18 protein-coding genes, 3 rRNA genes and 1 pseudogene (1 of these 22 cut by a window edge) are annotated in these 22615 nt (G+C 66.7%); 5 read left to right on the top strand and 17 right to left on the bottom strand.

Annotation, left to right across the window (positions count from 1 at the left end; genetic code table 11):
• Position 1 precedes the first annotated feature (1 nt).
• The 3 genes and pseudogenes from NSQ78_RS02000 to NSQ78_RS01990 form a co-directional block, all read right to left on the bottom strand.
• The gene (locus NSQ78_RS02000) at positions 2–1165 is read right to left on the bottom strand and encodes a COX15/CtaA family protein (protein WP_053505031.1); all 1164 of its coding nucleotides are present in this window, start codon (positions 1163–1165) and stop codon (positions 2–4) included.
• 10 nt (positions 1166–1175) lie between these two features.
• Entirely contained in the window at positions 1176–1745 is a 570-nt protein-coding gene (locus tag NSQ78_RS01995; protein ID WP_049465364.1) for a hypothetical protein, read from the bottom strand.
• Positions 1746–1852: 107 nt separating this feature from the next.
• A pseudogene (locus NSQ78_RS01990) lies at positions 1853–2568 on the bottom strand (SURF1 family protein).
• A 57-nt stretch (positions 2569–2625) separates the two neighbouring features.
• Here NSQ78_RS01990 and NSQ78_RS01985 point away from each other — a divergent pair.
• Positions 2626–2844, top strand: a complete 219-nt coding sequence (locus NSQ78_RS01985) for a twin transmembrane helix small protein (RefSeq protein ID WP_005412025.1) — start codon at positions 2626–2628, stop codon at positions 2842–2844.
• Positions 2845–2861: 17 nt separating this feature from the next.
• Here NSQ78_RS01985 and NSQ78_RS01980 read toward each other — a convergent pair whose 3' ends face one another.
• From NSQ78_RS01980 to NSQ78_RS01955, 6 genes are read right to left on the bottom strand one after another with little or no spacing between them, the layout of a single operon-like run.
• Positions 2862–3737, bottom strand: coding sequence for a cytochrome c oxidase subunit 3 (locus NSQ78_RS01980; RefSeq protein ID WP_053505029.1), 876 nt, complete (start codon positions 3735–3737; stop codon positions 2862–2864).
• A gap of 13 nt (positions 3738–3750) precedes the next feature.
• Complete coding sequence (locus NSQ78_RS01975) at positions 3751–4341, bottom strand: cytochrome c oxidase assembly protein (RefSeq protein ID WP_049465371.1); 591 nt, start codon at positions 4339–4341, stop codon at positions 3751–3753.
• On the bottom strand, positions 4338–4574 hold the full coding sequence (locus NSQ78_RS01970; protein WP_064237508.1) for a hypothetical protein: 237 nt from the start codon (positions 4572–4574) through the stop codon (positions 4338–4340). Before NSQ78_RS01970 ends, NSQ78_RS01975 begins: the two co-directional genes overlap by 4 nt.
• Positions 4575–4582: 8 nt before the next feature.
• Positions 4583–6190: a cytochrome c oxidase subunit I gene (ctaD, locus tag NSQ78_RS01965; protein WP_049465376.1), complete on the bottom strand. Its 1608-nt coding sequence runs from the start codon at positions 6188–6190 to the stop codon at positions 4583–4585.
• A 59-nt stretch (positions 6191–6249) separates the two neighbouring features.
• Positions 6250–7203, bottom strand: coding sequence for a cytochrome c oxidase subunit II (gene coxB / locus NSQ78_RS01960; protein ID WP_057494747.1), 954 nt, complete (start codon positions 7201–7203; stop codon positions 6250–6252).
• A gap of 11 nt (positions 7204–7214) precedes the next feature.
• A complete protein-coding gene (locus tag NSQ78_RS01955; RefSeq protein WP_049471508.1) occupies positions 7215–7691 on the bottom strand; it encodes a DUF2244 domain-containing protein in 477 nt (158 codons plus the stop codon).
• Positions 7692–7965: 274 nt separating this feature from the next.
• On the opposite strand from NSQ78_RS01955, the gene putA reads away from it, so the two are divergent.
• A complete protein-coding gene (putA, locus tag NSQ78_RS01950; RefSeq protein WP_339207720.1) occupies positions 7966–11184 on the top strand; it encodes a bifunctional proline dehydrogenase/L-glutamate gamma-semialdehyde dehydrogenase PutA in 3219 nt (1072 codons plus the stop codon).
• A 102-nt stretch (positions 11185–11286) separates the two neighbouring features.
• Here putA and NSQ78_RS01945 read toward each other — a convergent pair whose 3' ends face one another.
• The 3 genes from NSQ78_RS01945 to NSQ78_RS01935 form a co-directional block, all read right to left on the bottom strand.
• A complete protein-coding gene (locus tag NSQ78_RS01945; RefSeq protein WP_064237506.1) occupies positions 11287–12360 on the bottom strand; it encodes an AAA family ATPase in 1074 nt (357 codons plus the stop codon).
• A complete protein-coding gene (gene pnuC / locus NSQ78_RS01940) occupies positions 12347–12946 on the bottom strand; it encodes a nicotinamide riboside transporter PnuC (protein WP_053461970.1) in 600 nt (199 codons plus the stop codon). The genes NSQ78_RS01945 and pnuC overlap by 14 nt, the downstream gene beginning before the upstream one ends.
• 113 nt (positions 12947–13059) lie before the next feature.
• On the bottom strand, positions 13060–14487 hold the full coding sequence (locus tag NSQ78_RS01935; protein WP_088476392.1) for an outer membrane protein transport protein: 1428 nt from the start codon (positions 14485–14487) through the stop codon (positions 13060–13062).
• 226 nt (positions 14488–14713) lie between these two features.
• On the opposite strand from NSQ78_RS01935, the gene NSQ78_RS01930 reads away from it, so the two are divergent.
• A complete protein-coding gene (locus NSQ78_RS01930) occupies positions 14714–15406 on the top strand; it encodes a rhomboid family intramembrane serine protease (RefSeq protein WP_049471500.1) in 693 nt (230 codons plus the stop codon).
• Positions 15407–15489: 83 nt separating this feature from the next.
• Here the strand turns inward: NSQ78_RS01930 and NSQ78_RS01925 are convergent, their stop codons facing one another.
• Together NSQ78_RS01925 and NSQ78_RS01920 are read right to left on the bottom strand one after the other, a co-directional pair.
• Positions 15490–16938 (bottom strand): S41 family peptidase, encoded by a 1449-nt coding sequence (locus NSQ78_RS01925; protein ID WP_064237504.1) that lies wholly within the window; start codon positions 16936–16938, stop codon positions 15490–15492.
• 108 nt (positions 16939–17046) lie between these two features.
• Positions 17047–18267 carry a peptidoglycan DD-metalloendopeptidase family protein gene (locus NSQ78_RS01920; RefSeq protein ID WP_339208629.1) on the bottom strand — a complete coding sequence of 407 codons (1221 nt, stop codon included), beginning with the start codon at positions 18265–18267 and terminating at the stop codon, positions 17047–17049.
• Positions 18268–18443: 176 nt separating this feature from the next.
• Between NSQ78_RS01920 and NSQ78_RS01915 the strand changes: the two genes are divergently transcribed.
• Both NSQ78_RS01915 and NSQ78_RS01910 read left to right on the top strand, forming a co-directional pair.
• Complete coding sequence (locus NSQ78_RS01915) at positions 18444–19106, top strand: hypothetical protein (RefSeq protein WP_049471493.1); 663 nt, start codon at positions 18444–18446, stop codon at positions 19104–19106.
• 85 nt (positions 19107–19191) lie between these two features.
• Complete coding sequence (locus tag NSQ78_RS01910; protein WP_064237502.1) at positions 19192–20901, top strand: M28 family metallopeptidase; 1710 nt, start codon at positions 19192–19194, stop codon at positions 20899–20901.
• Between the two features lie 317 nt (positions 20902–21218).
• Here the strand turns inward: NSQ78_RS01910 and rrf (NSQ78_RS01905) are convergent.
• The 3 genes from rrf (NSQ78_RS01905) to NSQ78_RS01895 all read right to left on the bottom strand — a co-directional run.
• Positions 21219–21333, bottom strand: a 5S ribosomal RNA gene (gene rrf, locus NSQ78_RS01905).
• Between the two features lie 133 nt (positions 21334–21466).
• A 5S ribosomal RNA gene (gene rrf, locus NSQ78_RS01900) occupies positions 21467–21581 on the bottom strand.
• Between the two features lie 126 nt (positions 21582–21707).
• Positions 21708–22615: ribosomal RNA gene (locus NSQ78_RS01895) — 23S ribosomal RNA — on the bottom strand (it continues 1972 nt past the right edge of the window).

The raw sequence follows: 22615 nt of genomic DNA, 5'->3' as shown, positions 1-22615 counted from the left end.
ATCAGTCCGGGGCACGCAGGCGGGCCAGCAGGCTGACCAGCACGAACAACAGGGCAACGGCCACGCCGTTATGGGCCACGGCCACTTCCAGCGGCAGTGCCAGCTTCACATTGAGGATGCCGAGCGTGACCTGCAGCACCAGCAGCGCGATCAGCGCACTGGCCCAGCCACGCATGCTCGGCAAACGGAACAGGCGCACGCCCAGCCACAGCAGGTAGACGGCCACCACCACGGCGAACAGGCGGTGGGCCATCTGGATGGCGATACGCGAGGCGCCATCGAGCACGCCGCCTTCGTAATCCACGCCGATGCCACGCCACAGCGTGAAGCCCTCGACGAAGTTGTGCTGCGGCCACCACTGGTTGGCGCAGCGCGGGAAGTTGTCCAGCGAGGCGCTGCCACCGCCGCAGGCCAGCGCCGCGTAGTTGGCGCTGACCCAGCCGCCCAGGGCGATCTGGGTGACCAGCACGGCCAGGCCGATGCGCAGCAGCCACTTCAGCTTCGGCGCCTCGGCCAGGGTGATCGGCATGTGCGTGGCACGCCACGCCATCCAGGCCAGCAGCGCGAACATCAGCATGCCGCCCAGCAGATGGCCCATCACCACGATCGGCTTGAGCAGCAGGGTCACCGTCCACATGCCCAGCAGGGCCTGGAAGATCACCACCGCCAGGGTCAGCAGTGCGGCGCGCGCCAGGTCGATGTTGCTCCAGCGCAGCGCGGCGATCAGCAGGATCGCCTCGCCGATCAGGGCCAGCGCGCTGGCCGTTCCATGCCAGCCCATCATGTACAGCGGTATGCCGGCGGCCACCAGCACGCAGGCGGTCACCACCGCCGTGGTTCCAAAGCGGCGCTTGCGCGTGGCCAGCAGGGCCAGGGTCAGGATCTCGATGCCCAGCGCGCCGGCCAGGAAGCGGTGCACCTGCTCACGCCAGGCCTTGTGGGTCTCCAGCGGGCGGATCTCCGCCGCCGGGTGGCCGATGGTCTCTTCCACGTGCTGCGGCCAGGTGGCCTGCCCGTAACAGGTCGGCCAGTCCGGGCAGCTCAGGCCGGCATCGGACAGGCGCACGAAGGCGCCGAACATGATCGTGCTCGCCGTCATGATCATGGCGAACCACGCCAGGCGGTGGAAATTGCGGTGCAGCGCCGGACGCGCGGAAAGGCTCATCAAACGGGACTCACTTCAGTTTCAGCAACGTGGCCATGTCCTTGCGCAGGCCACCCAGGTCGGTGCCGGGGGCATGGCGCATGATCACGAAGCCGTTCGGATCGATCACGTAGACCGGCAGTCCAGCCGGATCATCGACGCCGGGCAGCGCCGCGCGCAGGGCTGGCGACGGAGCCAGCGGCCGCAGCGCGGGCAGCGAGGCGATCGACGCCGGTGGCGTTCCCAGCCACAGGATCTCGACATTATCGGCGTTATGGCCGAACAGCTGCCACACCTTGCCCAGTCCCTGCGACAAAGTGACGCACTGCGCGTCGCAGGCACCGGGCGGGGCCACCAGCAGGCGCCAGGTACGGGCTTCGGGGTTCCACGGGTACGGCTGGCCATTGGCCAGGGTCGGTGCCTGCTGGCGCAGGTCCACCGGCGGCTGCAGCAGCTGGCCGGCGTTGCGGTGCCCGGTCGGCTGCCAGCCGGAGAAGCGCAGCACCGCCGCCAGTGCCATCGCCCCGAAGAACACGGCAAACAGCAGCACCAGGGTCCGGCGGCCGGAACCGCGCGCCTGCGGGGACGTAGCAGTGTTCATGCGGGGCATTTTCTCATGGTTGGGCAAGGGATGCGGGTGCGGTACCCCGGTAGTGCCGGCCGCTGGTAACATCCAGGATTGCGGGGGATGTAGGCCAGCGGCCGGCACTACCGGGCCACGGCACGTCGCCTGCGCCACTCCAGCACCAGCGCCACCACCAGCACGGTCAGCGCCAGGCCGAACCACTGCACGGCGTAACCCAGGTGGCGCTGCGGCGGCAGCGTGTTGGGCAGCAGGTCCAGGTCGCGTTCGTCGCCGAAGGGCAGCGCCGGATGCAGGCGCAGCACGCGCTCGGGCAAGGCCGGCAGGCCCAGCGCCGCCGCCAGGCCCTCCGCGGCAACCGGCTGGCCAGCCAGCGCCCGGGCTCACCGGTGGCAGAGAACGCCGGCCCCAGCGCCAGCCCGGCCGACGGCGGCGGCGCCAACAGCCCGCGCACGGCCACCGGCGAAGGCGGCGACGGCACCTCCGGCAGGGTGCGGTCCGGCGGCAGCGCGCGCCAGCCGAGGTCGACCAGCAGCACGCGGCCTTCGTCACTGCGGAACGGGCGGTAGATCTTTACCCCGGCGCGGCCGTGCCGGGTCTGGTTGTCCAGCAGCACCACGCCGGGCAGGAAGCGGCCATGGTCGGCCACGCCATGCAACGCGCCCGGTGCGGCCAGCGCCTGGGCCAGCGACAGCGCCTGAGCCACCGCTGGCCCCTGCGCATCCAACAGCGCCTGTTTGGCATGCATGCGCTGCAGCTGCCACAGCCCCAATGCGGTGAATCCGGCCATCGCCAGCACGGCCAGAAGCCACCCGATCACGCGCGTGTGCTGGCGCATCATGACAAGTCCGCGCAAACGCGGTCAGATAGGCGCATCCACCCTGCCCTCGAGCCGCGCATGAGTGATTCGCTGAAGACCCTGCTGGTAATCGCGTTTCTGATCGTCATCGTCTGGAATCTGGGCGCCGGCCTGTATTACCTGCTGGTCGACCGAGGCCAGACCAAGCGCACGGTCAACGCGCTGACACGTCGCATCGCGGTGTCGGTCGCGTTGATCCTGCTGGTGATCGTGAGCATCTACATGGGCTGGATCAAACCGCACGGCATCGGCGGCTGACGCCGCAGCCGCCGGGATCAAAGCACGTAGACGAACATGAAGAGCATCAGCCACACCACGTCGACGAAGTGCCAGTACCACGCAGCGGCTTCGAAACCGAAATGGTTGTCGCGGGTGAAGTGCCCCTTGGCCGAACGCAGCCACATCACCACCAGCATGATCGTGCCCAGCAGCACGTGCGCGCCGTGGAAACCGGTCAGCATGAAGAACGTCGAACCGTAGATGCCCGAGCCCAGCGTCAGGTTCAGTTCCTTGTAGGCGTGGAGGTACTCCTCTGCCTGCAGGGTCAGGAAGCCCAGGCCGAGCACCACGGTCAGGCCCAGCCAGACCAGCAGCTGGCGGCGGTTGCCGGCCTTCAGCGCGTGATGGGCGATGGTCAGGGTCACGCCGGAGGTCAGCAGGATCAGCGTGTTGATCAGCGGCAGCCCCCAGGCCGGGATGGTCTGGAACGCACCGCCGATCGCCGCCGGGCCATTGGTCGGCCATCCAGCGGAATAACCCTGCCAGAGCAGCTCGTTGGTCATCACCCCGCGGCCTTCGCCACTGAGCCACGACAGGCCCAGGTTGCGGGTGTAGAACAGCGCGCCGAAGAAGGCACCGAAGAACATCACTTCGGAGAAGATGAACCAGATCATCCCCATCCGGAACGAACCATCGACCTGGTGGTTGTAGCTGCCCGCCTGTGACTCGCGCACCACGTCGCTGAACCACCAGAACAGGGTCAGCACCAGCATCGCGATGCCGACGTAGAACGTCCAGCGCCCCCAGCCGGCATCGTTGAGCCAGCTGGCCACGCCCACCATGGTCACCATCATCGCGATGGACCCCACGAAAGGCCATTTGCTCTGGGCCGGGACGAAGTACACGTTGGCGTCGGTCGGTGTCTGGGCCATGTCGGTATCCGGGTCAGGGTGCGGCGTGCGCGCCGTCCGAGGTGGCGGCCGGGGCCAGCCGATCGGACAACGCGTCGTTGCGGTAGAAGGTGTAGGACAAGGTGATCGTCTTGATCTCCGGCGGCAGGTCCGGATCGACGATGAAACGCACCGGCATGTCGCGCTTCTCGCCGGCCTGCAGCGTCTGCGCGGTGAAACAGAAACATTCGGTCTTGCTGAAGAAGCCCGAGGCACGCGCAGGCGCCACCGATGGCACCGCGCTGCCGACCACGGCAGCTGCGCTGTCATTGCGGGCGAAGTACAGCGCCTCGTTGAGTTCGCCGGGCACCACGTCCATGGTCAGCTGCTCAGGATGGAACGACCACGGCAGGCGCGAATTGACGCCGCCGTCGAACTCCACGCGCACGGTGCGCTTGCCCGCCGCCGCGCCTGCACTGGCTTCCCCTCCGGGACCGCGCTCCAGGCGCACGCCGAACACCTTTTCACAGGCAATGCGGTACAGCGGCACCAGCGAGAACGTCAGCAGGAACACCGCCACCGCCACGCCGATCAGGCGCGGCAGCCCGGCACTGGGTGAGGGCGTGCTGGCCGGTGCCTCGCTCATCGCCCGATCACCCCGCTGAGGATGAAGCCGACATAGACCAGTACGGCGATGGCGCCGACCCACATCGCCGTGCGCTTCGCACGCTGGCGCTGCTGCTCGATGCTTCCGCCCTGGTAGAGCCGACCGCTGGTCGGCTGCTCTTCATTGTTGTAGAGCCGACCGCTGGTCGGCTGCTTCTCATCCGCCGAACATGGCTCGACTCTACCGATCGGGAGCGGGCTCTCGTTATGCATGCCCCACCTCAATGCGTGATGTCGTCATGCGCCAGGTCCCCCGGGCGGAGGGTCGGCGGCGTGGTGAAGGTGTGCGCCGGTGCCGGCGACGGCAGCGTCCACTCCAGCCCGCGCGCGCCTTCCCAGGAACGGGCCTCGGCCTTCTCACCGTTGCGCAGCGAGGACAGCAGGATCGCGGCCATCATGAACGGAGTGACGAACATGCCGAACGCGCCGATCGAACTGATCAGGTTCCAGTCGGCAAAGGCCACGCTGTAATCGGGAATGCGGCGCGGCATGCCGGCAAGGCCGAGGAAATGCTGCGGGAAGAACAGCAGGTTGACGAACACGATCGACCACCAGAAGTGCACCTTGGCCCACTTCTCGCTGTACATGCGCCCGGTCCACTTCGGCCACCAGTAGTACACCGCGGCGATCAGCGCGAACACCGCGCCGGTCACCAGCACGTAGTGGAAGTGGGCGACCACGAAGTAGGTGTCGTGGTACTGGAAGTCGGCGGCGACGATCGCCAGCATCAGGCCGGAGAAGCCACCGATGGTGAACAGGATGACGAAGGCCACCGACCACAGCATCGGCGCCTCGAACGTCAGCGAGCCGCGCCACATCGTGCTGACCCAGTTGAACACCTTCACCCCGGTCGGGATCGAGATCAGCATGGTGGCGAACATGAAATAGATCTCGCCGCCCAGCGGCATGCCCACGGTGAACATGTGATGGGCCCAGACGATGAACGACAGGAACGCGATCGCGGCGGTGGCGTACACCATCGCCTGGTAGCCGAACAGCGGCTTGCGGCTGAAGGTCGGGATGATCTCGCTGACCACGCCGAAGGCGGGCAGGATCATGATGTAGACCTCGGGGTGCCCGAAGAACCAGAAGATGTGCTGGTACATCACCGGGTCACCGCCACCGGCGGCGTTGAAGAAGCTGGTGCCGAAGAACTTGTCGGTCAGCAGCATGGTCACCGCACCGGCCAGCACCGGCATCACCGCGATCAGCAGGAAGGCGGTGATCAGCCAGGCCCAGCAGAAGATCGGCATCTTCAGCAGGTCGATGCCCGGCGCACGCATGTTGAGCACGGTGGCGATGATGTTGATCGCGCCCATGATCGAGCTGATGCCGGCCACGTGGATGGCGAACACACTGAAGGCAACGTTGTAGCCACCCTGCAGCGACAGCGGCGGATACAGCGTCCAGCCACCGGCCGGCGCGCCACCGGGCAGGAACAGGGTCAGCAGCAGCAGGCTGAAGGCCACCGGCAGCAACCAGAACGACCAGTTGTTCATGCGCGGCAGCGCCATGTCCGGCGCGCCGATCTGCAGCGGGATCATCCAGTTGGCGAGGCCGACGAAAGCCGGCATCACGCCGCCGAAGATCATCACCAGTGCATGCACGGTGGTCATCTGGTTGAAGAACTCGGGCTTGACGAACTGCAGGCCCGGCTGTGCCAGCTCGGCGCGGATCACCACGCTCATCGCCGCACCGATGATGAACATGATGAAGCTGAAACCCAGGTACAGCGTGCCGATGTCCTTGTGGTTGGTCGAGAAGAACCAACGCTCGAAGAAACTCTGCTGGTGATGGTGATCGTCGTGCCCAACTGCCGAGTGCGCCATTGCAAAACACCTCTCAGAATCGGTTGTCACCACGGCCGCGGGCGGCCGCAGGCTTTACATCACGCGCCGCTGGCTGCGGTGGCAGGTGCGCTGCCCGCTGCTGCAGCAGCAGGCGCAGCCGGTGCCTCGCCCGCCGGTGCAGCCGGTTCGGCAGGTGCCGCAGGCGTGGCCGGCTCGGCAGCCGGCGCCGGCTTGCGCTGCGCCAGCCACTGCTTGAAGTCCTCCTTGGACACCGCCTCGACCACGATCGGCATGAAGCCGTGGTCCTTGCCACACAGCTCGGCGCACTGGCCGCGGTAGACGCCGGGCTGCTCGATGCGGGTCCAGGCTTCGTTGATGAAGCCGGGGATGGCGTCCTGCTTCCAGCCCAGCGCCGGCACCCACCAGGCGTGGATCACGTCGTCGGAAGTGATGACGAAGCGGACCTTGGTATCGACCGGCAGCACCAGCCGGTTGTCCACATCCAGCAGGTAATGCGGATGGCTTTCGCGGGTCGGCACGATACCGCTCTGCCGTACGCGGTCGGACTCGCGGTCCAGGCGGCTGGTGAAGGTGACGTTCTCGCCGAGGTATTCGTACTTCCACATCCACTGGTAGCCGGTGACCTTCACCGTCATCTCGGCATCGCGGGTGTCGTACATCTTGATCAGGTTGGCCGTGGCCGGCCATGCCATCACGATCAGGATGATCACCGGGATCACCGTCCAGATCACTTCTGCCTTGGTGTTGTGGCTGAAGGTGGCGGCGACCGCGCCCTTGGATTTGCGGAACTTGAAGATGGCGTAGGCCATCGCCCCGAACACGATGACGCCGATCACCGTGCAGATGATCAACGAGAGGTTGTTCGATTCCCAGGCCAGGCGCGAGGTCTGGGTCACCCCCTTGCCCATGTTCAGCTGCCACGGCTTGGGATCGGCCGCCTGGGCCCAGGCCAACGCCGGAACCCATCCCCCGGCCACCATGGCGGCGACCGCTGCAACGCACTTCGTGCCCCACCTGCTGCTTTGCTTCATTGCCTAGACCCTTAGCGTCGTCGGTGGCCGCCATCGCTGGCGGCGAGCAAGCTTTCAAGTGTCTCTGCGAGCGTCTGGCGTTCGGCCGGCGCGAGGAAACTCCCCACCTCCACCTGCCGGCCGCTGGATGCCAGCCGGACCCTCTCATCGTCGGTGAGCAGGCGCACCCAGTGCGGGTGGGCCCGGAACACCGGCGATCCACCGGGTACGGGGATGACCTCCACGTACGCCGGCACTACCCGGATCTCCTCCTGCCGTTCACCGCTGCGCCACAAGGCACGCAACGCGGCCGCCAGCACCAGGCTGTACAGCAGCGCGAACAGGGGGGCGAATGCATTGCCGGCCCACCACCCGAGGGCGGACACCAGCCACATCGCACCCGACAACACGGTGAACAACAGGACGAACTGCCGGGCATCGAGCGCCCGTGGGGGACGCAGCCGCAGCTGCGTACCTGACCCATCCGGAGCTGGAAGCACCTCGATCATGTCGCAACCGCGTTCCTGCCGCGGGAAACGTCTCGATGGTAGCCCCGCCCTCTCGCCGGTAGCAAGGGTGCATTCACACTTTTTCCGATGCTGCAACACAGCATGAGGTCGGCGGCGCGAATGACGAATTCAGCACAAAAGTTGACGGGCATGCTGAACACGCTGAATCCACCACCGCTACGGGCTATGAGCCCTTCACGAAGGGCGCTTCGGGGCACTTCCGGAACCCGCAAAAATGATTAAAATCGCCAAGTTTTCCATTGGCCGGACCGGCATGAACGCACCTTCCTCCTCCCCTGCCGCCAGCGACGCTCCGCGTCCGGGCGCGCTGCTGTCGCCGGAACTGCCGGCGTCCCCCAACCCGTTCCGCCAGGCCATCACCGACGCCTGGTTGAAGGACGAGGCCAGCCACGTCCGCGACCTGCTGGCGCAGGCCCGCCTGCCCGCCGAGGAACAGGCCCGGGTGCAGGCGCTGGCCGCCGACCTGGTCGGCCGCGTGCGCGTGCGCGCCAAGGACCAGGGCGCCATCGAAGCCTTCATGCGCCAGTACGACCTGGGCAGCGAGGAAGGCGTGCTGCTGATGTGCGTGGCCGAGGCACTGCTGCGCATTCCGGACCAGGACACCGCCGACAAGCTGATCCGCGACAAGCTGGCTGATGCCGACTGGGAAAAACACCTCGGCGGCAGCGACTCGGTGCTGGTCAACGCCTCCACCTGGGGCCTGATGCTGACCGGCAAGCTGGTGCAGATGAACGACGCCACCCGCGCCGATGCGCCCAGCGCGTTCAAGCGCCTGGTCGGTCGCGTCGGCGAGCCGGTGGTGCGCCTGGCCGTGCGCCAGGCGATGAAGATCATGGGCCACCAGTTCGTCATGGGCCGCACCATCAGCGAAGCCCTGGCGCGCTCGCACAAGGGCGACAACGCCAGCTACCGCTATTCCTTCGACATGCTGGGCGAAGGCGCGCTGACCATGAAGGACGCGCTGCGCTACCTGGCAGACTACCGTCGTGCGATCCACGCCATCGGCGGCGATCACAAGGCGCGCGGCGGCCGCCCGGACGGCGACGTCAACAACGCGCCGGGCATCTCGATCAAGCTCTCGGCGCTGTACCCGCGCTACGAGCACGCCAAGCGCGAGCGCGTGCTGAAGGACCTGGTGCCGGGCGTGCTGGAACTGGCACAGCTGGCCAAGAGCTACGGTATCGGCTGCACCGTCGACGCCGAAGAGTCCGACCGCCTGGAACTGTCGCTGGACATCATCGAGCAGGTGTTCTCCGACGCCTCGCTGTCCGGCTGGGATGGCTTCGGCGTGGTCGTGCAGGCCTACCAGAAGCGCACGCCGTACACGATCGACCACCTGGCCGACATGGCGCGCCGCGCCGGTCGCCGCCTTCAGGTGCGCCTGGTCAAGGGCGCCTACTGGGATGCCGAGATCAAGCGCGCGCAGATCGAAGGTTATCCGGGCTACCCGGTGTTCACCCGCAAGCAGAACACCGACGTGTCCTACCTGGCCTGCGCCAAGCGGCTGTTCACCCATGCCGACGCGATCTACCCGATGTTCGCCACGCACAACGCGCACACCATCGCCGCGGTGCGCAGCATCGCCAACGGCGGCGTGTACGAGCACCAGAAGCTGCACGGCATGGGCGACGACCTGTACGCCGAAGTGGTGCCGGCCGACCGCCTGGGCCTGCCGTGCCGCGTATATGCGCCGGTCGGTTCGCACGAAGACCTGCTGCCGTACCTGGTGCGCCGCCTGCTGGAAAACGGCGCCAACTCCAGCTTCGTCAACCGCATCACCGACGAGCGCGTGCCGATCGCCGACCTGATCCGCGATCCGGTCGAGATGGTCGCCTCGTTCGCTTCGATTCCGCATCCCAAGATCCCGCTGCCGGTTGACCTGCTGCGCAGCCAGAACCACGACAGGAAGAATTCCATGGGCGTCAACCTCGCCAACGACAACGAACTGCGCGCCCTGGCCGAGCAGATCAACGCCGCGGTGAAGCCGTGGCAGGCTGCCCCGCTGGTGCCGGGCGCCAGCCCGGCCGGCGCCGCGCTGCCGGTGACCAATCCGGCCGACACCCGCGAGGTGGTCGGCCAGTGGCTGGCCGCCGATGCCGGCACCGTGCAGAAGGCCCTGGCCAACGCCGTGGCTGCGCAGCCGGCCTGGAACCGCACCCCGGCCGCCAGCCGCGCCGCCATCCTCGAGCACGCCGCCGACCAGCTGGAAGCGCGCATGCCGGAGTTCATGGCGCTGTGCGTGAAGGAAGCCGGCAAGAGCCTGCCCGACAGCATCGCCGAAGTGCGGGAAGCCGTGGATTTCCTGCGCTACTACGCCAAGCAGGCGCGCGAGCAGTTCAGCCACGCCGAGAAGCTGCCCAGCCCGACCGGTGAGTCCAACGAGCTGCAGCTGCACGGCCGCGGCGTATTCGTCTGCATCAGCCCGTGGAACTTCCCGCTGGCGATCTTCCTGGGCCAGGTCGCTGCTGCACTGGCTGCCGGTAACAGCGTCATCGCCAAGCCGGCCGAGCAGACCAACCTGATCGGCTACTACGCGGTGAAGCTGCTGCACGACGCCGGCGTGCCGGCCGAGGTGGTGCAGTTCCTGCCGGGCGACGGCGCCACCGTCGGTGCCGCGCTGACCGCCGACCCGCGCGTGGCCGGCGTGGCCTTCACCGGCTCCACCGATACCGCCCGTGCCATCAACCGCGCGATGGCCGCCCGTGACGCCGCCATCGGCGTGCTGATCGCCGAGACCGGTGGCCAGAACGCCTTCATCGCCGACTCCTCGGCGCTGCCGGAACAGCTGGTCAAGGACGCGATCGGTTCGGCCTTCACCTCCGCCGGCCAGCGTTGCTCGGCCGCGCGCGTGCTGTTCGTGCAGGACGACATCGCCGACAAGGTGATGACCATGCTGGCCGGCGCGATGAAGGAACTGAAGGTCGGCAACCCGGGCCTGCTGTCCACCGACGTCGGCCCGGTGATCGACGCCGATGCGCTGAAGATCCTGCAGGACCACGCCGAGCGCATGGACCGCGAAGCACGCCTGATCGCCGCTGCCGAGCTGTCGGCCGACACCGCCCACGGCACCTTCTTCGCGCCGCGCGCTTACGAACTGAAGGACCTGGGCCAGCTGCAGAAGGAAGTGTTTGGTCCGGTCCTGCACGTGATCCGCTGGAAGGGCGACCAGCTCGATGCGGTGATCGACCAGATCAACGCCACCGGCTACGGCCTGACCCTGGGCGTGCACTCGCGCATCGACGAGACCGTGGACCGCATCAGCAATGGCGTCCATGTCGGCAACGTCTACGTCAACCGCAACCAGATCGGTGCGGTGGTCGGCGTGCAGCCGTTCGGCGGCCAGGGCCTGTCCGGCACCGGCCCGAAGGCCGGCGGCCCGCATTACCTGCTGCGCTTTGCCACCGAAAAGACGGTGACGGTGAACACCACCGCCGCCGGCGGCAACGCCTCGCTGCTGACCCTGGGCGACTGATCGCCGGCTTGATGCGGCAAACAAGAAACCCCGCGAACGCGGGGTTTTTTGTGCCTTGCTTCCTGCTCGGCTTTCCCGGCGCGGCCGAGCGTGGGCTCGACTCTACAGAGGCTGGGCCACACTGAACCGATTGTCCGCCCGCGTCGCCAGCTCGCGCTGCACGCATGCGATGCGCGTTTCCAGGTCGCCCTCCAGCAGCACATAGTCGACTCCCCGCGCCTGCAGCTCGCGCACGTACCAGGCATGCTGCTGCGCACGGAATGCCGCCCCTACCCGGGTGCCGTCCTGGTCGAACGGAATATCCGGCGCGCACACGAACAGCAGGTCATACGGCCGCATTGCAGCCTGCCGCAGTGCCTCCGGCGCCGTGCCAAACATCCAGCCGCTGTAGCCCAGCGTCACCAGCGGCGTGGTATCGCAGAACAGCCAGCGATGCGCACGCCGCACAGCTTCTTCTTCGTGCTGTGGCTGGGTCATGGCGATGCGAAGCAGATCGTCCGGCACCAGGTCGCCGCCCTGCTGCTCCCAGAGCGTGCGGCCATACTCCGGCACCCACGCGGTCTGCAGGCGCTCGGCCATCACCCGCGCCAGCGTGGTCTTGCCACTGGACTCGCCACCAATGAAGGCCACGCGCTGCACGTAGTCCTCATACACCTCGGCAGAAAGGCTGCGCCGATGCGCATGTGGATCGGCACGCAGCTGGGTGCCGCTGGCTTGGCCGACATCCAGCGTGCGCTCCAGCCGTTCATGACGTACCGGCGCATCGAAGTGCATGGCCAGCGCCTGCGCGAAGCCGTCGCCGTAGTCCTCACCGGTGTACACCGCCTGCACCGGCCCACCGAACAGGCTCAGGCACAGCCAGGCGGTGAACTCGCGCTGCACGTGCTCATCGTCGCTGTCCTGCGGCAACGTGCGGACCGCTGCGCCCCGCTGCACGCACAATGCCGCCAGTCGAACATCGTCAAGCACCGCCACCGTGGCCTGCGGAAACCGGGCGCGCAGCCAACGCTCGCGGCGCACAGCGCTGTAGCCGGGGAAGCCCGGCTGCGACCACCCGATCACCAGCAGCTGCTGGCAACGGGTGGAAGCGAATTCGATCAGGCGCTCGTGGCCAAGGTGCAGCGGGCAGAACTTGCCCACCACCAGGCCGCGGGCAACGCGCTCAGGCAACGGCATCGGCCGCCCTGGACGCATCGCGCATCAGCTGCCGCCAATGGCGCAGCGCCACCAGCGCGTTGATCCAGAAGCCCACATACAGGATCGAGGTCAGATGCAGGCCGCGGCTGTAATACAGCGGCACCGCCACCGTGTTCACCAGCAGCCACACCCACCACGATTCCAGCTTGCGCCGCATCATCAGGATCTGCGCGATCACGCTCAGCACCAGCACCGCCGAATCGATGTAGGGCGCATAGGCGTTGGTCAGTCGGGTCAGCATCCAGCCGTAGCCGAAGGTGGCCACTACCGCCAGCGGCGCCAGCCAGGCCCAGGCGCGCGGCCGCAATGAAGTGATCGGCAACGGCGCACCGTGGTCACCGCGCAGCCATTGCCACCAGCCCAGCACGCTGATGGCGATGAAGAAGAACTGCAGCACCATGTCCGCGTACAGGTGCGAGCGTTCGAACACGGCGGCGAACAGTGCGCAGCCAACGATGCCCAGCCACCAGGTATGCACGTTGTTGCGGCCGGCCAGCAGGATCGAGCCGGCAACGGCGATGTTGGCCACCAGCTCCAGCTGGAAGTTCGGATCGGACAGGTTCATCGCGCCATTGTCGCGTAGATCCACGCCCGCCGTGGATGCTGCGGCGCTCCCCGCAAAAGGAAAGCCCCGCTTGCGCGGGGCCCTCCGTGTGCTGCGTCAGGCCATCGCCCGAATCAGAACTTGTACTGCAGCGAAGCCGCCAGCACGTCGCCGCTGACCTTGTACTTGCCGGTCACGGTGTTGCCGGTGGCCGAGGTCGAGGTGATGTTCGGATCCTTGGTGAACAGGTGGGTGTAGCCCACGCTGTATTCCATCTTGTCCGAAGCGGCGTAGGTCATGCCCAGCGACAGCCACTTGCGGGTGGTGTCCGGCACGCGCACGTCGCGGTGGGCATCGGTGGTCGGGGTCTGGTCATAGGCCAGGCCGCCGCGCAGGGTCAGCTTGTCGTTCACGCGGAAATCGGTACCGATCGACGCGAAGGTGGTGTCACGGTAGTGGAACGGCAGCACGCTGTCCGGCTGGTTGGAGTCGTAATCGACGACGACCTGGTCGAACTTGCTCCACGCGGTGCGCGTGACTTCAGCCATGATCTGCCACTGGTCGTTCACGCGGTGGGTGAAGCCCACGGTGGCGCTGGCCGGCAGGGTGATGGTCGCGCGACCGTTGCTGTCGATGAAGGTACCCGGGGCAGCCGTGGCCAGGAAGGCCGCCGCATTCTGCGGAATGGTGAAGTCCGCCTTGCCGTCGGTGATCTTGTGCTCGACCTTCGAGCGGTAGCTGAAGGCGATGTTGGTGCCTTCCACCGGGGTGACGGTCATGCCCAGGGTGTAGCCGACCGACACTTCATCGCCCTTGATGCGCAGGTAGCCATCGGCGGTGCCCGGCGAGAAGCCGAGCTGGGCGGCCTGGCGTGCAGCCGCCTGCGACGCCGCCGCAGCCTGGGCCGCGGTGCCGCCGGCAGCCAGCACACGCGCCGCAGCGGTGCGCTGGGCAGTGGCGTTGATCGCGGTGCCGGTGTCGACAGCGCTGGTCAGGTCGACGTTCAGGCGCTCGGCGAACACCGAAGCACCGAACGACAGGTACGGGTTGACGTCATAGGAGAACGCCACGCCCAGGTCGATGGCCTGCAGCTCGGTCTTGACGCCGTTGTAGCGGCCGACCCAGTCGCGGTCGTATTCGGTCTTGAAACCGAACGGCACGGTCAGCGAAGCACCGAAGTGCATGTTGTCGTTCTCGCCGAACGGCACGTGGAAGTACGCGGCCGGAACCGGGGCGATCATGCCGGCGTCGCCGCCGTTGCCACCGGAAATCGGCGCGCCGTTGGCGTACTGGCCCTGGCCGCGGAACTTGGCGCCGAAGCTGATGGCGCTGACGTCGCCCTGGACCAGGGTGCCGTCGAGCAGGCGCATGGACGCCGGGTTGGTGGCGATGACCGAGGCGTCACCTTCGGTCGAGGTGGAGCCGGCGAACGCGCGGCCCAGGCCCTTGGCGCTGTTTTCCTTCAGCTGGAAGGCGGCAGCATTGGCATCGGCGGCGGCCAGCGCACCGGCAACGCCGACGGCCAGCAGGGTCAGTCGGGCAATGGTGGAAGCGGTTTGCATCGTAGTTCTCTCTCTCCGGTAAGCGGTGATGGTGCTCTGAGTGCGCCTGCGCCCGACCGGCCCTGAAGCCCTTCGGAGCGCGCCGGATTCCCCTCCCGACATACGACGCCGTATGCGAGTATTACCCAGAGCCGTTAATGAAACAATAACAGCGCAGGCGGTTTTCCCGTCTCAAAAGCTGAACAGGACCGTCCCCGCCGAAAGCGGCGCACGCTAGGCTATTGGCATGTTCGTCTCGCTCCCGTCCCGCAAGAAGGCGGCCCTGCGCTGGGCCACGCCCGTGCTGTTCGCGTCACTGTGGCTGGCGTTCCTGTGGTCGATCTCGCGCCCGGACGACGCCCGCAACAGCCTCTGGCTGGACTGGGGCGCCCTGTCCACCGGCCTGACCCACCCGCTGGACTGGTGGGCGACCCTGCAGGACGGCAGCGTGCTGCGCCTGTTCACCGCCCTGTTCCTGCACGCCGACTGGTCGCACCTGCTGGGCAACCTGGTGTTCCTGCTGATCTTCGGCCTGCCGGCCGAGCGGGTGCTGGGGCCGTGGCGGCTGCTGCTGCTGTTCCTGGTGGGCGGCGCGGTGTCGAACCTGGTGGCGATCTACACCATGGGCAGCCCGGACCAGATCATCATCGGCGCCAGCGGCGCGGTGTCGGCGCTGATCGGCGCGTATCTGGCCCTGTTCCCGGGTGCGCGGCTGGGCGTGGTGATTCCGCTCGGGCTGTTCCTGGAGTTCGTACGGGCCCCGGCCTACCTGTTGATCGGTGTCTGGGCCGCGCTGCAGGTGGTGTTCGCCCACATCGGTCCCAGCTTCGGCATGGTGGCGTGGTGGGCGCACATCGGCGGTTTCGTGTTCGGCGTCGTGTACGGAGTCTACGTGCGGGCTGCGATCGCGCGCCGCCTGCGCAAGCGGCACGGGTTCTGACCCCTGGTAGTGCCGGCCGCTGGCCGGCTCCACGCTCACCCGCCCGTTCGTAGATCAGTCGAGCATGGCTCGACTCTACAGAATCAGGGCTTGGCTGGGACCGGAGCGGGCTTTGCTTCCGGCTTTGCTTCCGGCTTAGGTTCGACCTTCGCTTCCGGCTTCGCCGCAGCGGCCTTCGCCGCCTTGGCCGCATCCGCCTTCGCGGCTTCGGCCTTCAACCGTGCGGCCACCGAACCGGGGTTCTTCAGCTCGGCCAGCGCGTCGTTGATCGGGCCGTCGCCCGGCAGCACCGCACCGGCGTGGTAGCCCTCGGTGCCTTCGTCATCGCCGCGCAGATGGCCCGGCAGGGTGGCTTCGCTGTAGTCGCTCAGGCTGGCCGGCAGTGCATCCTCGGCCGGCGTGGCGGCCGGTTTCAGCTCGACGTCCGGCACGATGCCGGTGGCCTGGATCGATTTGCCGCTGGGCGTGTAATAGCGCGCGGTGGTCAGCTTCACCGAATCGCCATTGTCCAGCGGCAGCACCGTCTGCACCGAGCCCTTGCCGAAGGTGCGGCTGCCGACCACGCGCGCGCGCTTGTTGTCGCGCAGCGCACCGGCCAGCACTTCCGATGCACTGGCCGAGCCGGCATCGGCCAGCACCACGACCGGCGCGCCCTTCAGCAGGTCGCCCGGGGTCGCGTCGAAACGGGCGTCGCTGATGCTGATCCGGCCACGGGTGCTGACGATGTTGCCCTTGTCGAGCAGATCGTCGGCCACCTGCACGGCGGCCGTCAGCAGGCCACCCGGGTTGCTGCGCAGATCCAGCACCAGGCCCTTGAGCTGGCCACCCGACTGCTTCTGCAGCTGCTGCACGTGCTTCTGGAAGTCCGAACCGGTATCGGCCTGGAACGTGCTCAGGCGGATATAGCCATAGCCCGGCTCGAGCAGGCGGCTGCGCACGCTGGTCACACGGATGGTCTGACGGGTGAGGCTGACATCGAACGGCTTGGGCCTGCCTTCGCGCACGATGGTCAGCACCACCTTGCTGCCGGCCGGGCCGCGCAACGGCTCGCTGGCATCGATCGCACTGATCGGCTTGCCGTCGATGGCGATGATCAGGTCACCGGCAAGGATGCCGGCCTTGGCCGCCGGCGTGTCGTCGATCGGCGCGATCACCTTCATGCTGGCGTTGTCCGGCTGCTGCTGCAGCTCGACACCGATGCCTTCGTAGGCGCCATTGGCCTGCTCGTCGAAGGCCTGCGCATCTTCCTTGTTGAAGTAGGTGCTGTGCGGATCGAGGTCGAGCAGCAGGCCACGCACGGCCGACTGCATCAGCTTCTTGTCATCGACCGGATCGACATAGGCCGCACGCACCGCGTTGTAGACGGCCACGAAGCGGCGGATTTCCTCCAGCGGCACCTTCGAGGTCACCGCCTCCTCGCTGTTCGCTGCCTGCCCGCCGGTTTCCTGGCTCGGAGCGGGCGCGGTCTGCTGCGCCCAGGACAGCGCTGGCAACAGGGCCAGCAAGAGGGTGGCGGTACGGGCTGCGCGCATGGAGCACTCCTGTCGACGTTGGCATCGTGCTCGAGGCACATGGGCCGATTATGCGCGAAGCACGGCTAAATTCCCGTTGAATCCGCCGTGCATGCGGCGAGCCCGGGTTCAGCGCCGCTGCAGCCAGCTGTCCGGATTGACCGGCTGCCCGCCACGGCGCAGCTCGAAGTACAGCGCGGTCACGCCCTGGCCGCCGGAATTGCCGACCTTGGCCACCGCATCGCCACGGCTGACCCGCGCGCCGGCATCCTTCAGCAGGGTGTCGTTGTGCGCGTACAGGCTCATGTAGCCGTTGCCGTGGTCGACGATCAGGATCATGCCGTAGCCGGTCATCCAGTCGGAGAACACGACGGTGCCATCGGCCACGGCCGTGACCGTGCTGCCGGCTGGCGCGCCGATCAGCACGCCGCTGCTGGTGCGGCCGTCGGGCAGCTTGCCGCCGTAGCGCGCCAGCAGGTTGCCGGACAACGGCCAGCCCAGGCCACCGACCTTCGGCGCCGGTGCCGATGCCACCGCAGGCGGCACCTTGGTCGGCGGCGGCGGTGGTAGGCCCTGTGCCGCAGCCTGGCGCGCGGCACGCTCGGCGGCGGCCTTCTCCGCGGCCGCGCGGCGCGCAGCGGCCCGGCGCTCGGCCTCCGCACGGGCCGCAGCAGCACGCAGGTTGGCCAGCAGTGTTTCCAGCGCCTTGGCGTCCTGGCCCAGCGCCTGTTCCTTCTCGCGCTGGTCCTTGAAGCGCTCGTCCAGCGAGGCCACGGTCCTGGCGCGATCGCGGCGGTCGGCTTCCAGCGCCGCAGCCTGCTGCTTCTGGTCCTGGTGCGCGCCCTGCAGCTTCTGCTTGCGCTCGGCGATCTGCGCCTGCAGCGCTTCCAGCTCCTTCAGGTCAGCGGTCAACGCGGTGATGCGCTGTGCCCGCTCGCGTTGCAGGTAACGATGGTAGGCCAGGGCACGATTCGCATCGGCCACGGTGTCCTGCGACAGCAGCAGTTTCAGCGGTGCGTGGTTGCCCAGCTGATAGGCCGCGCGCAGCAGCCCGGCCAGTTCGCGGCGCTGCTGGGCGAGGTTGCTCTGCAGGGTGCTGCGGCGCTGCTCGGCCTGGGCCAGGGCCTGGGCCTGCTCGCGCAGTGCCGCTTCGGTCTGCGCAAGCGCGCGCCCGGTGCGTGCCACCTTCTCGTCGGCCTCGCGCAGCTGCTGCGACGCCTGCCCGCGCTGGCCCTCGATCTGCCGTCGCTCCTGCGCCACGCCCTTCAGTTCGGTACGCAGCTTCTGCAGCTTGCGCTCGGTCTCGCGGGTGGTCTGCGCAGCACCCGGCAACGGCAGGGCCAGCGCCATGGCCAGCCCCAGCAGCAGGCAGCGACCGCCGCGGGCAGCGGCGATGTGATGTCGGCGTGATGGGAAGACGTTGTCGCGCAAGGGCTTTCCAGTGACTTCAGGCAGTTGCGGGGGCTACCGGGGAATGGTGACATCTCCGCACGCGGCCTGCCAGCCGCACATCTCTCGAGGTCTCCATGAAAACTCTTTCCATTCCGCTGCTGTTGGGCGTACTGCTGGCCACCGGGCCGGTCTGTGCCCAGGAGAACATCAGCAAGGTCAACGGCAGCATCAGCGCCGAACCGGGTCAACGCTACGGCAAGCTGGACACCGTCAACGGCGGCATCCGCATCGGCGAAGGCGTCGAGACCGGCAGCATCGACACCGTCAACGGTGGGGTGAAGGTTGCCGACCGCGCCCGCACCGGCAAGATCGAAACGGTCAACGGCGGTGTGCGCCTGGGGCGCGAAGTGATTGCCAGCGGCGGTGTCAGCACCGTCAACGGCAGCATCTTCAGCGATCGCGGCAGCCAGATCGAAGGCGGCGTCGAGACCGTCAACGGCGGCATCGGCCTGGTCGAGAGCCGCGTCGGCAAGGATGTGGAGACCGTCAATGGTGACATCACCGTCGGTATCGGTTCGCAGGTCAACGGCGGCGTGCATGTGCGCAAGCCGAACTTCAGCATCTCGCTGACCGCCAGCCGCAAGCCCCGCGTGATCATCGGCCCCAACGCGGTGGTCCGTGGCCCGCTGCAGTTCGAGCGCGAAGTTGTGCTGTACGTGCATCGCACCGCGCGCATCGGGCCAGTCACCGGTGCCGAGCCGATCCCATTCGACAGCGAAACCGCCCCGGCCGACTGAACCCGCCGGAACCGCCGCTTCGGTGATACTCGCGTGTACCGGCCGCGCCTGGGTGCGGCCGCCCTTTGTTTTCCAGGAATCGACGATGCCCCGCAAACTCCTCCTGTGCCTGGCCGCTGCGGCCGCGCTCAGCGCCTGCAAAGGCGAAGACACGCCGGCCACCGCGCCGGCCACCGATACCGCTGCGGCGAAGTCCGCCGCCCACCAGTTCTCGCCGGAAATCAATGCCGGCGACTTCGCCGAGATGGTCAAGACCCTGGCCTCGGATGAGTTCGAGGGCCGCGCCCCGGGCAGCAAGGGCGAAGAACTGACGGTCAACTACATCCGCGACCAGATGCAGCGCATCGGTCTGCAGCCCGGCAACGGTGACAGCTGGTTCCAGGACGTGCCGATGACTGAGACCACGGCCGACGAATCGACCGTGCTGAAGATCACCCAGGGCGGCAAGACCACCGAACTGAAGTTCGGCACCGACATGGTGGTGGGTACCCGGACCGGCCAGGCGGAGGTCAAGATCGATGCCAGCGACCTGGTGTTCGTCGGCTACGGCGTCGACGCACCGGAACAGAAGTGGAACGACTACGCCGGCCAGGACTGGAAGGGCAAGACGGTCGTGATGTTCGTCAACGATCCGGGCTTCCATGTTGACGACGCGAAGCTGTTCGACGGCAAGCGCATGACCTACTACGGCCGCTGGACCTACAAGTTCGAGGAGGCCGCGCGCAAGGGCGCCGCCGCGGCACTGATCGTGCACGACACCGCCGGCGCATCCTATGGCTGGGACGTGGTGAAGAACTCCTGGGCCGGTCCGCAGTACGACCTGCCGGCCAAGGATGACCCGGAAGCCCGCATCCCTGTACAGGGCTGGCTGAGCGCCGACGCCGCCAAGGCGCTGTTTGCCGGTGCCGGCCTGGACCTGGCGCAGGCTTACAAGGATGCGAGCAAGCGCGGCTTCAAGCCGGTGCCGCTGAAGGCCACCGCTGCGGTCGACCTGAAGAGCCAGATCGCGCAGAAGCAGTCGCGCAACGTGGTGGGCGTGCTGCCGGGCGGCAAGCGTGCCGACGAGGCCGTGCTGTACATGGCGCACTGGGACCACCTGGGCAAGCACGAGGGTGAAACCGGCGACAACATCTACAACGGCGCGGTCGACAACGCGACCGGCGTGGCCGGCATCCTCGAAGTGGCCGAAGCCATGGCCCACCAGGATCCGAAGCCGGAGCGCTCGGTGGTGTTCCTGGCGGTGACCCTGGAAGAGTCCGGCCTGCTGGGTTCGAAGTACTACGTCTCCCACCCGACCTTCCCGCTGGACAAGATCGCCGGTGTGATCAACATCGATGCGATGTCGGTGGCCGGCCGTGCCAAGGACGTGACCGTCACCGGCTTCGGCAGCTCGGAACTGGAGGACATCCTCAAGCCGCTGGCTGCTGCCCAGGACCGCACGCTGCATGGTGAGACCTCGGTGCAGAGCGGCTTCTACTTCCGCTCGGACCACTTCAACTTCGCCAAGGCCGGCGTGCCGGCCCTGTACGCCGATGGTGGCGAGGACCTGCGCGAGGGTGGCGTGGAGGCCGGCCGCAAGGCCGCGGCGGACTACGGCGCCAACCGTTACCACGGCCCGAAGGACGAGTTCGACGCGGCCACCTGGAAGCTGGACGGCACCGTCGAGGACCTGCAGCTGATGTATGGCGTGGGCAAGGAACTGGCCGCGGGCGATCGTTGGCCGAACTGGTATGCAGGCAATCCGTTCAAGGCCGCCCGCGACGCGATGATGAAGGACAAGGCCCCGGCCAAGTAACAGCGGGCCTTGCTCGACTGAACATGATTCAAGCCTGAGCGGCGCCCCACGGGGCGCCGCTTTTCTTTTGCGTACCGTCGGCGGCTCATCCACGGTTGGTGTGGATCTGCCGGTAGTGCCGGCCGCTGGCCGGCAATCGATTGGTAGCGGCCAACCTTGGTTGGCGCCATGCTTCCTCGCGGAGGGCATCCACGCATGGCGTGAACCTCCCGGGACGATGCTGGGCCATGGGGTTGCCGGCCAGCGGCCGGCACTACCCGCTGTTCTGCGCACAAAGAAAAACCCCGCTGCGTGAGCAGCGGGGTTTTGGGTGTAAACCCTGGCGATGACCTACTCTCGCATGGCTTGAGCCACACTACCATCGGCGCAGCTGCGTTTCACTTCCGAGTTCGGGATGGGATCGGGTGGTTCCACAGCGCTAATTTCACCAGGGAGACGGTTGCAGCAGCGCTTGCAGCGCCAGCTTCGCGATCTTGCCCGTGGGGCGGAAGAGACCCGGAAAATGCGGTGCCTTCACTTAATAAGAAAAACCCCGCTGCGTGAGCAGCGGGGTTTTGGGTATAAACCCTGGCGATGACCTACTCTCGCATGGCTTGAGCCACACTACCATCGGCGCAGCTGCGTTTCACTTCCGAGTTCGGGATGGGATCGGGTGGTTCCACAGCGCTAATTTCACCAGGGAGGCTTTTGGAGAGTCGCACTCGTCCCTAGGGGACAAGGCGCCAGCCTCGCATAGTTCTTGTGACGTAGCGTGCACTTGGATGCTCTTACGACGTTGTCGTAAAGCCAAGGCAACTTGAGGTTATATGGTCAAGCCGCACGGATCATTAGTATCAGTTAGCTCAATACATTGCTGTACTTACACACCTGACCTATCAACCACGTAGTCTACATGGTTCCTTCAGGGGGCTTGTGCCCCGGGAGATCTCATCTTGAGGCGCGCTTCCCGCTTAGATGCTTTCAGCGGTTATCGCTTCCGAACATAGCTACCCGGCAATGCCACTGGCGTGACAACCGGAACACCAGAGGTTCGTCCACTCCGGTCCTCTCGTACTAGGAGCAGCCCCTCTCAAATCTCCAACGCCCATGGCAGATAGGGACCGAACTGTCTCACGACGTTCTGAACCCAGCTCGCGTACCACTTTAAATGGCGAACAGCCATACCCTTGGGACCGACTACAGCCCCAGGATGTGATGAGCCGACATCGAGGTGCCAAACACCGCCGTCGATATGAACTCTTGGGCGGTATCAGCCTGTTATCCCCGGAGTACCTTTTATCCGTTGAGCGATGGCCCTTCCATACAGAACCACCGGATCACTAAGTCCTAGTTTCCTACCTGCTTGATCCGTCGATCTTGCAGTCAAGCACGCTTATGCCTTTGCACACAGTGCGCGATGTCCGACCGCGCTGAGCGTACCTTCGAGCTCCTCCGTTACTCTTTAGGAGGAGACCGCCCCAGTCAAACTACCCACCATACACGGTCCCCGACCCAGATAATGGGCCTAGGTTAGAACGTCAAGCACGACAGGGTGGTATTTCAAGGATGGCTCCACCACAGCTAGCGCCATGGTTTCATAGCCTCCCACCTATCCTACACAGACGAACTCAACGTTCAGTGTAAAGCTATAGTAAAGGTTCACGGGGTCTTTCCGTCTTGCCACGGGAACGCTGCATCTTCACAGCGATTTCAATTTCACTGAGTCTCGGGTGGA

Origin of the sequence: Stenotrophomonas sp. FSL W7-1447 (genome assembly GCF_037966425.1) — a bacterium.
GTDB lineage: Bacteria > Pseudomonadota > Gammaproteobacteria > Xanthomonadales > Xanthomonadaceae > Stenotrophomonas > Stenotrophomonas pavanii.
The sequence above is the reverse complement of the archived record's forward strand: the minus strand, read 5'-3'. Positions and strand labels throughout refer to the sequence as shown.

Excerpts from the sequence above, each read along its gene's own strand:
- NSQ78_RS01970 (WP_064237508.1), bottom strand. The coding sequence starts at position 4,574 with ATGCATAACGAGAGCCCGCTCCCGATCGGTAGAGTCGAGCCATGTTCG.
- NSQ78_RS01910 (WP_064237502.1), top strand. The coding sequence starts at position 19,192 with ATGCCCCGCAAACTCCTCCTGTGCCTGGCCGCTGCGGCCGCGCTCAGC.
- NSQ78_RS01925 (WP_064237504.1), bottom strand. The coding sequence starts at position 16,938 with ATGCGCGCAGCCCGTACCGCCACCCTCTTGCTGGCCCTGTTGCCAGCG.
- pnuC (WP_053461970.1), bottom strand. The coding sequence starts at position 12,946 with ATGAACCTGTCCGATCCGAACTTCCAGCTGGAGCTGGTGGCCAACATC.
- putA (WP_339207720.1), top strand. The coding sequence starts at position 7,966 with ATGAACGCACCTTCCTCCTCCCCTGCCGCCAGCGACGCTCCGCGTCCG.
- NSQ78_RS01935 (WP_088476392.1), bottom strand. The coding sequence starts at position 14,487 with ATGCAAACCGCTTCCACCATTGCCCGACTGACCCTGCTGGCCGTCGGC.
- NSQ78_RS01980 (WP_053505029.1), bottom strand. The coding sequence starts at position 3,737 with ATGGCCCAGACACCGACCGACGCCAACGTGTACTTCGTCCCGGCCCAG.
- NSQ78_RS01930 (WP_049471500.1), top strand. The coding sequence starts at position 14,714 with ATGTTCGTCTCGCTCCCGTCCCGCAAGAAGGCGGCCCTGCGCTGGGCC.
- coxB (WP_057494747.1), bottom strand. The coding sequence starts at position 7,203 with ATGAAGCAAAGCAGCAGGTGGGGCACGAAGTGCGTTGCAGCGGTCGCC.
- NSQ78_RS01945 (WP_064237506.1), bottom strand. The coding sequence starts at position 12,360 with ATGCCGTTGCCTGAGCGCGTTGCCCGCGGCCTGGTGGTGGGCAAGTTC.
- NSQ78_RS01995 (WP_049465364.1), bottom strand. The coding sequence starts at position 1,745 with ATGAACACTGCTACGTCCCCGCAGGCGCGCGGTTCCGGCCGCCGGACC.
- NSQ78_RS02000 (WP_053505031.1), bottom strand. The coding sequence starts at position 1,165 with ATGAGCCTTTCCGCGCGTCCGGCGCTGCACCGCAATTTCCACCGCCTG.
- NSQ78_RS01920 (WP_339208629.1), bottom strand. The coding sequence starts at position 18,267 with ATGGCGCTGGCCCTGCCGTTGCCGGGTGCTGCGCAGACCACCCGCGAG.
- ctaD (WP_049465376.1), bottom strand. The coding sequence starts at position 6,190 with ATGGCGCACTCGGCAGTTGGGCACGACGATCACCATCACCAGCAGAGT.
- NSQ78_RS01915 (WP_049471493.1), top strand. The coding sequence starts at position 18,444 with ATGAAAACTCTTTCCATTCCGCTGCTGTTGGGCGTACTGCTGGCCACC.
- NSQ78_RS01985 (WP_005412025.1), top strand. The coding sequence starts at position 2,626 with ATGAGTGATTCGCTGAAGACCCTGCTGGTAATCGCGTTTCTGATCGTC.
- NSQ78_RS01955 (WP_049471508.1), bottom strand. The coding sequence starts at position 7,691 with ATGATCGAGGTGCTTCCAGCTCCGGATGGGTCAGGTACGCAGCTGCGG.
- NSQ78_RS01975 (WP_049465371.1), bottom strand. The coding sequence starts at position 4,341 with ATGAGCGAGGCACCGGCCAGCACGCCCTCACCCAGTGCCGGGCTGCCG.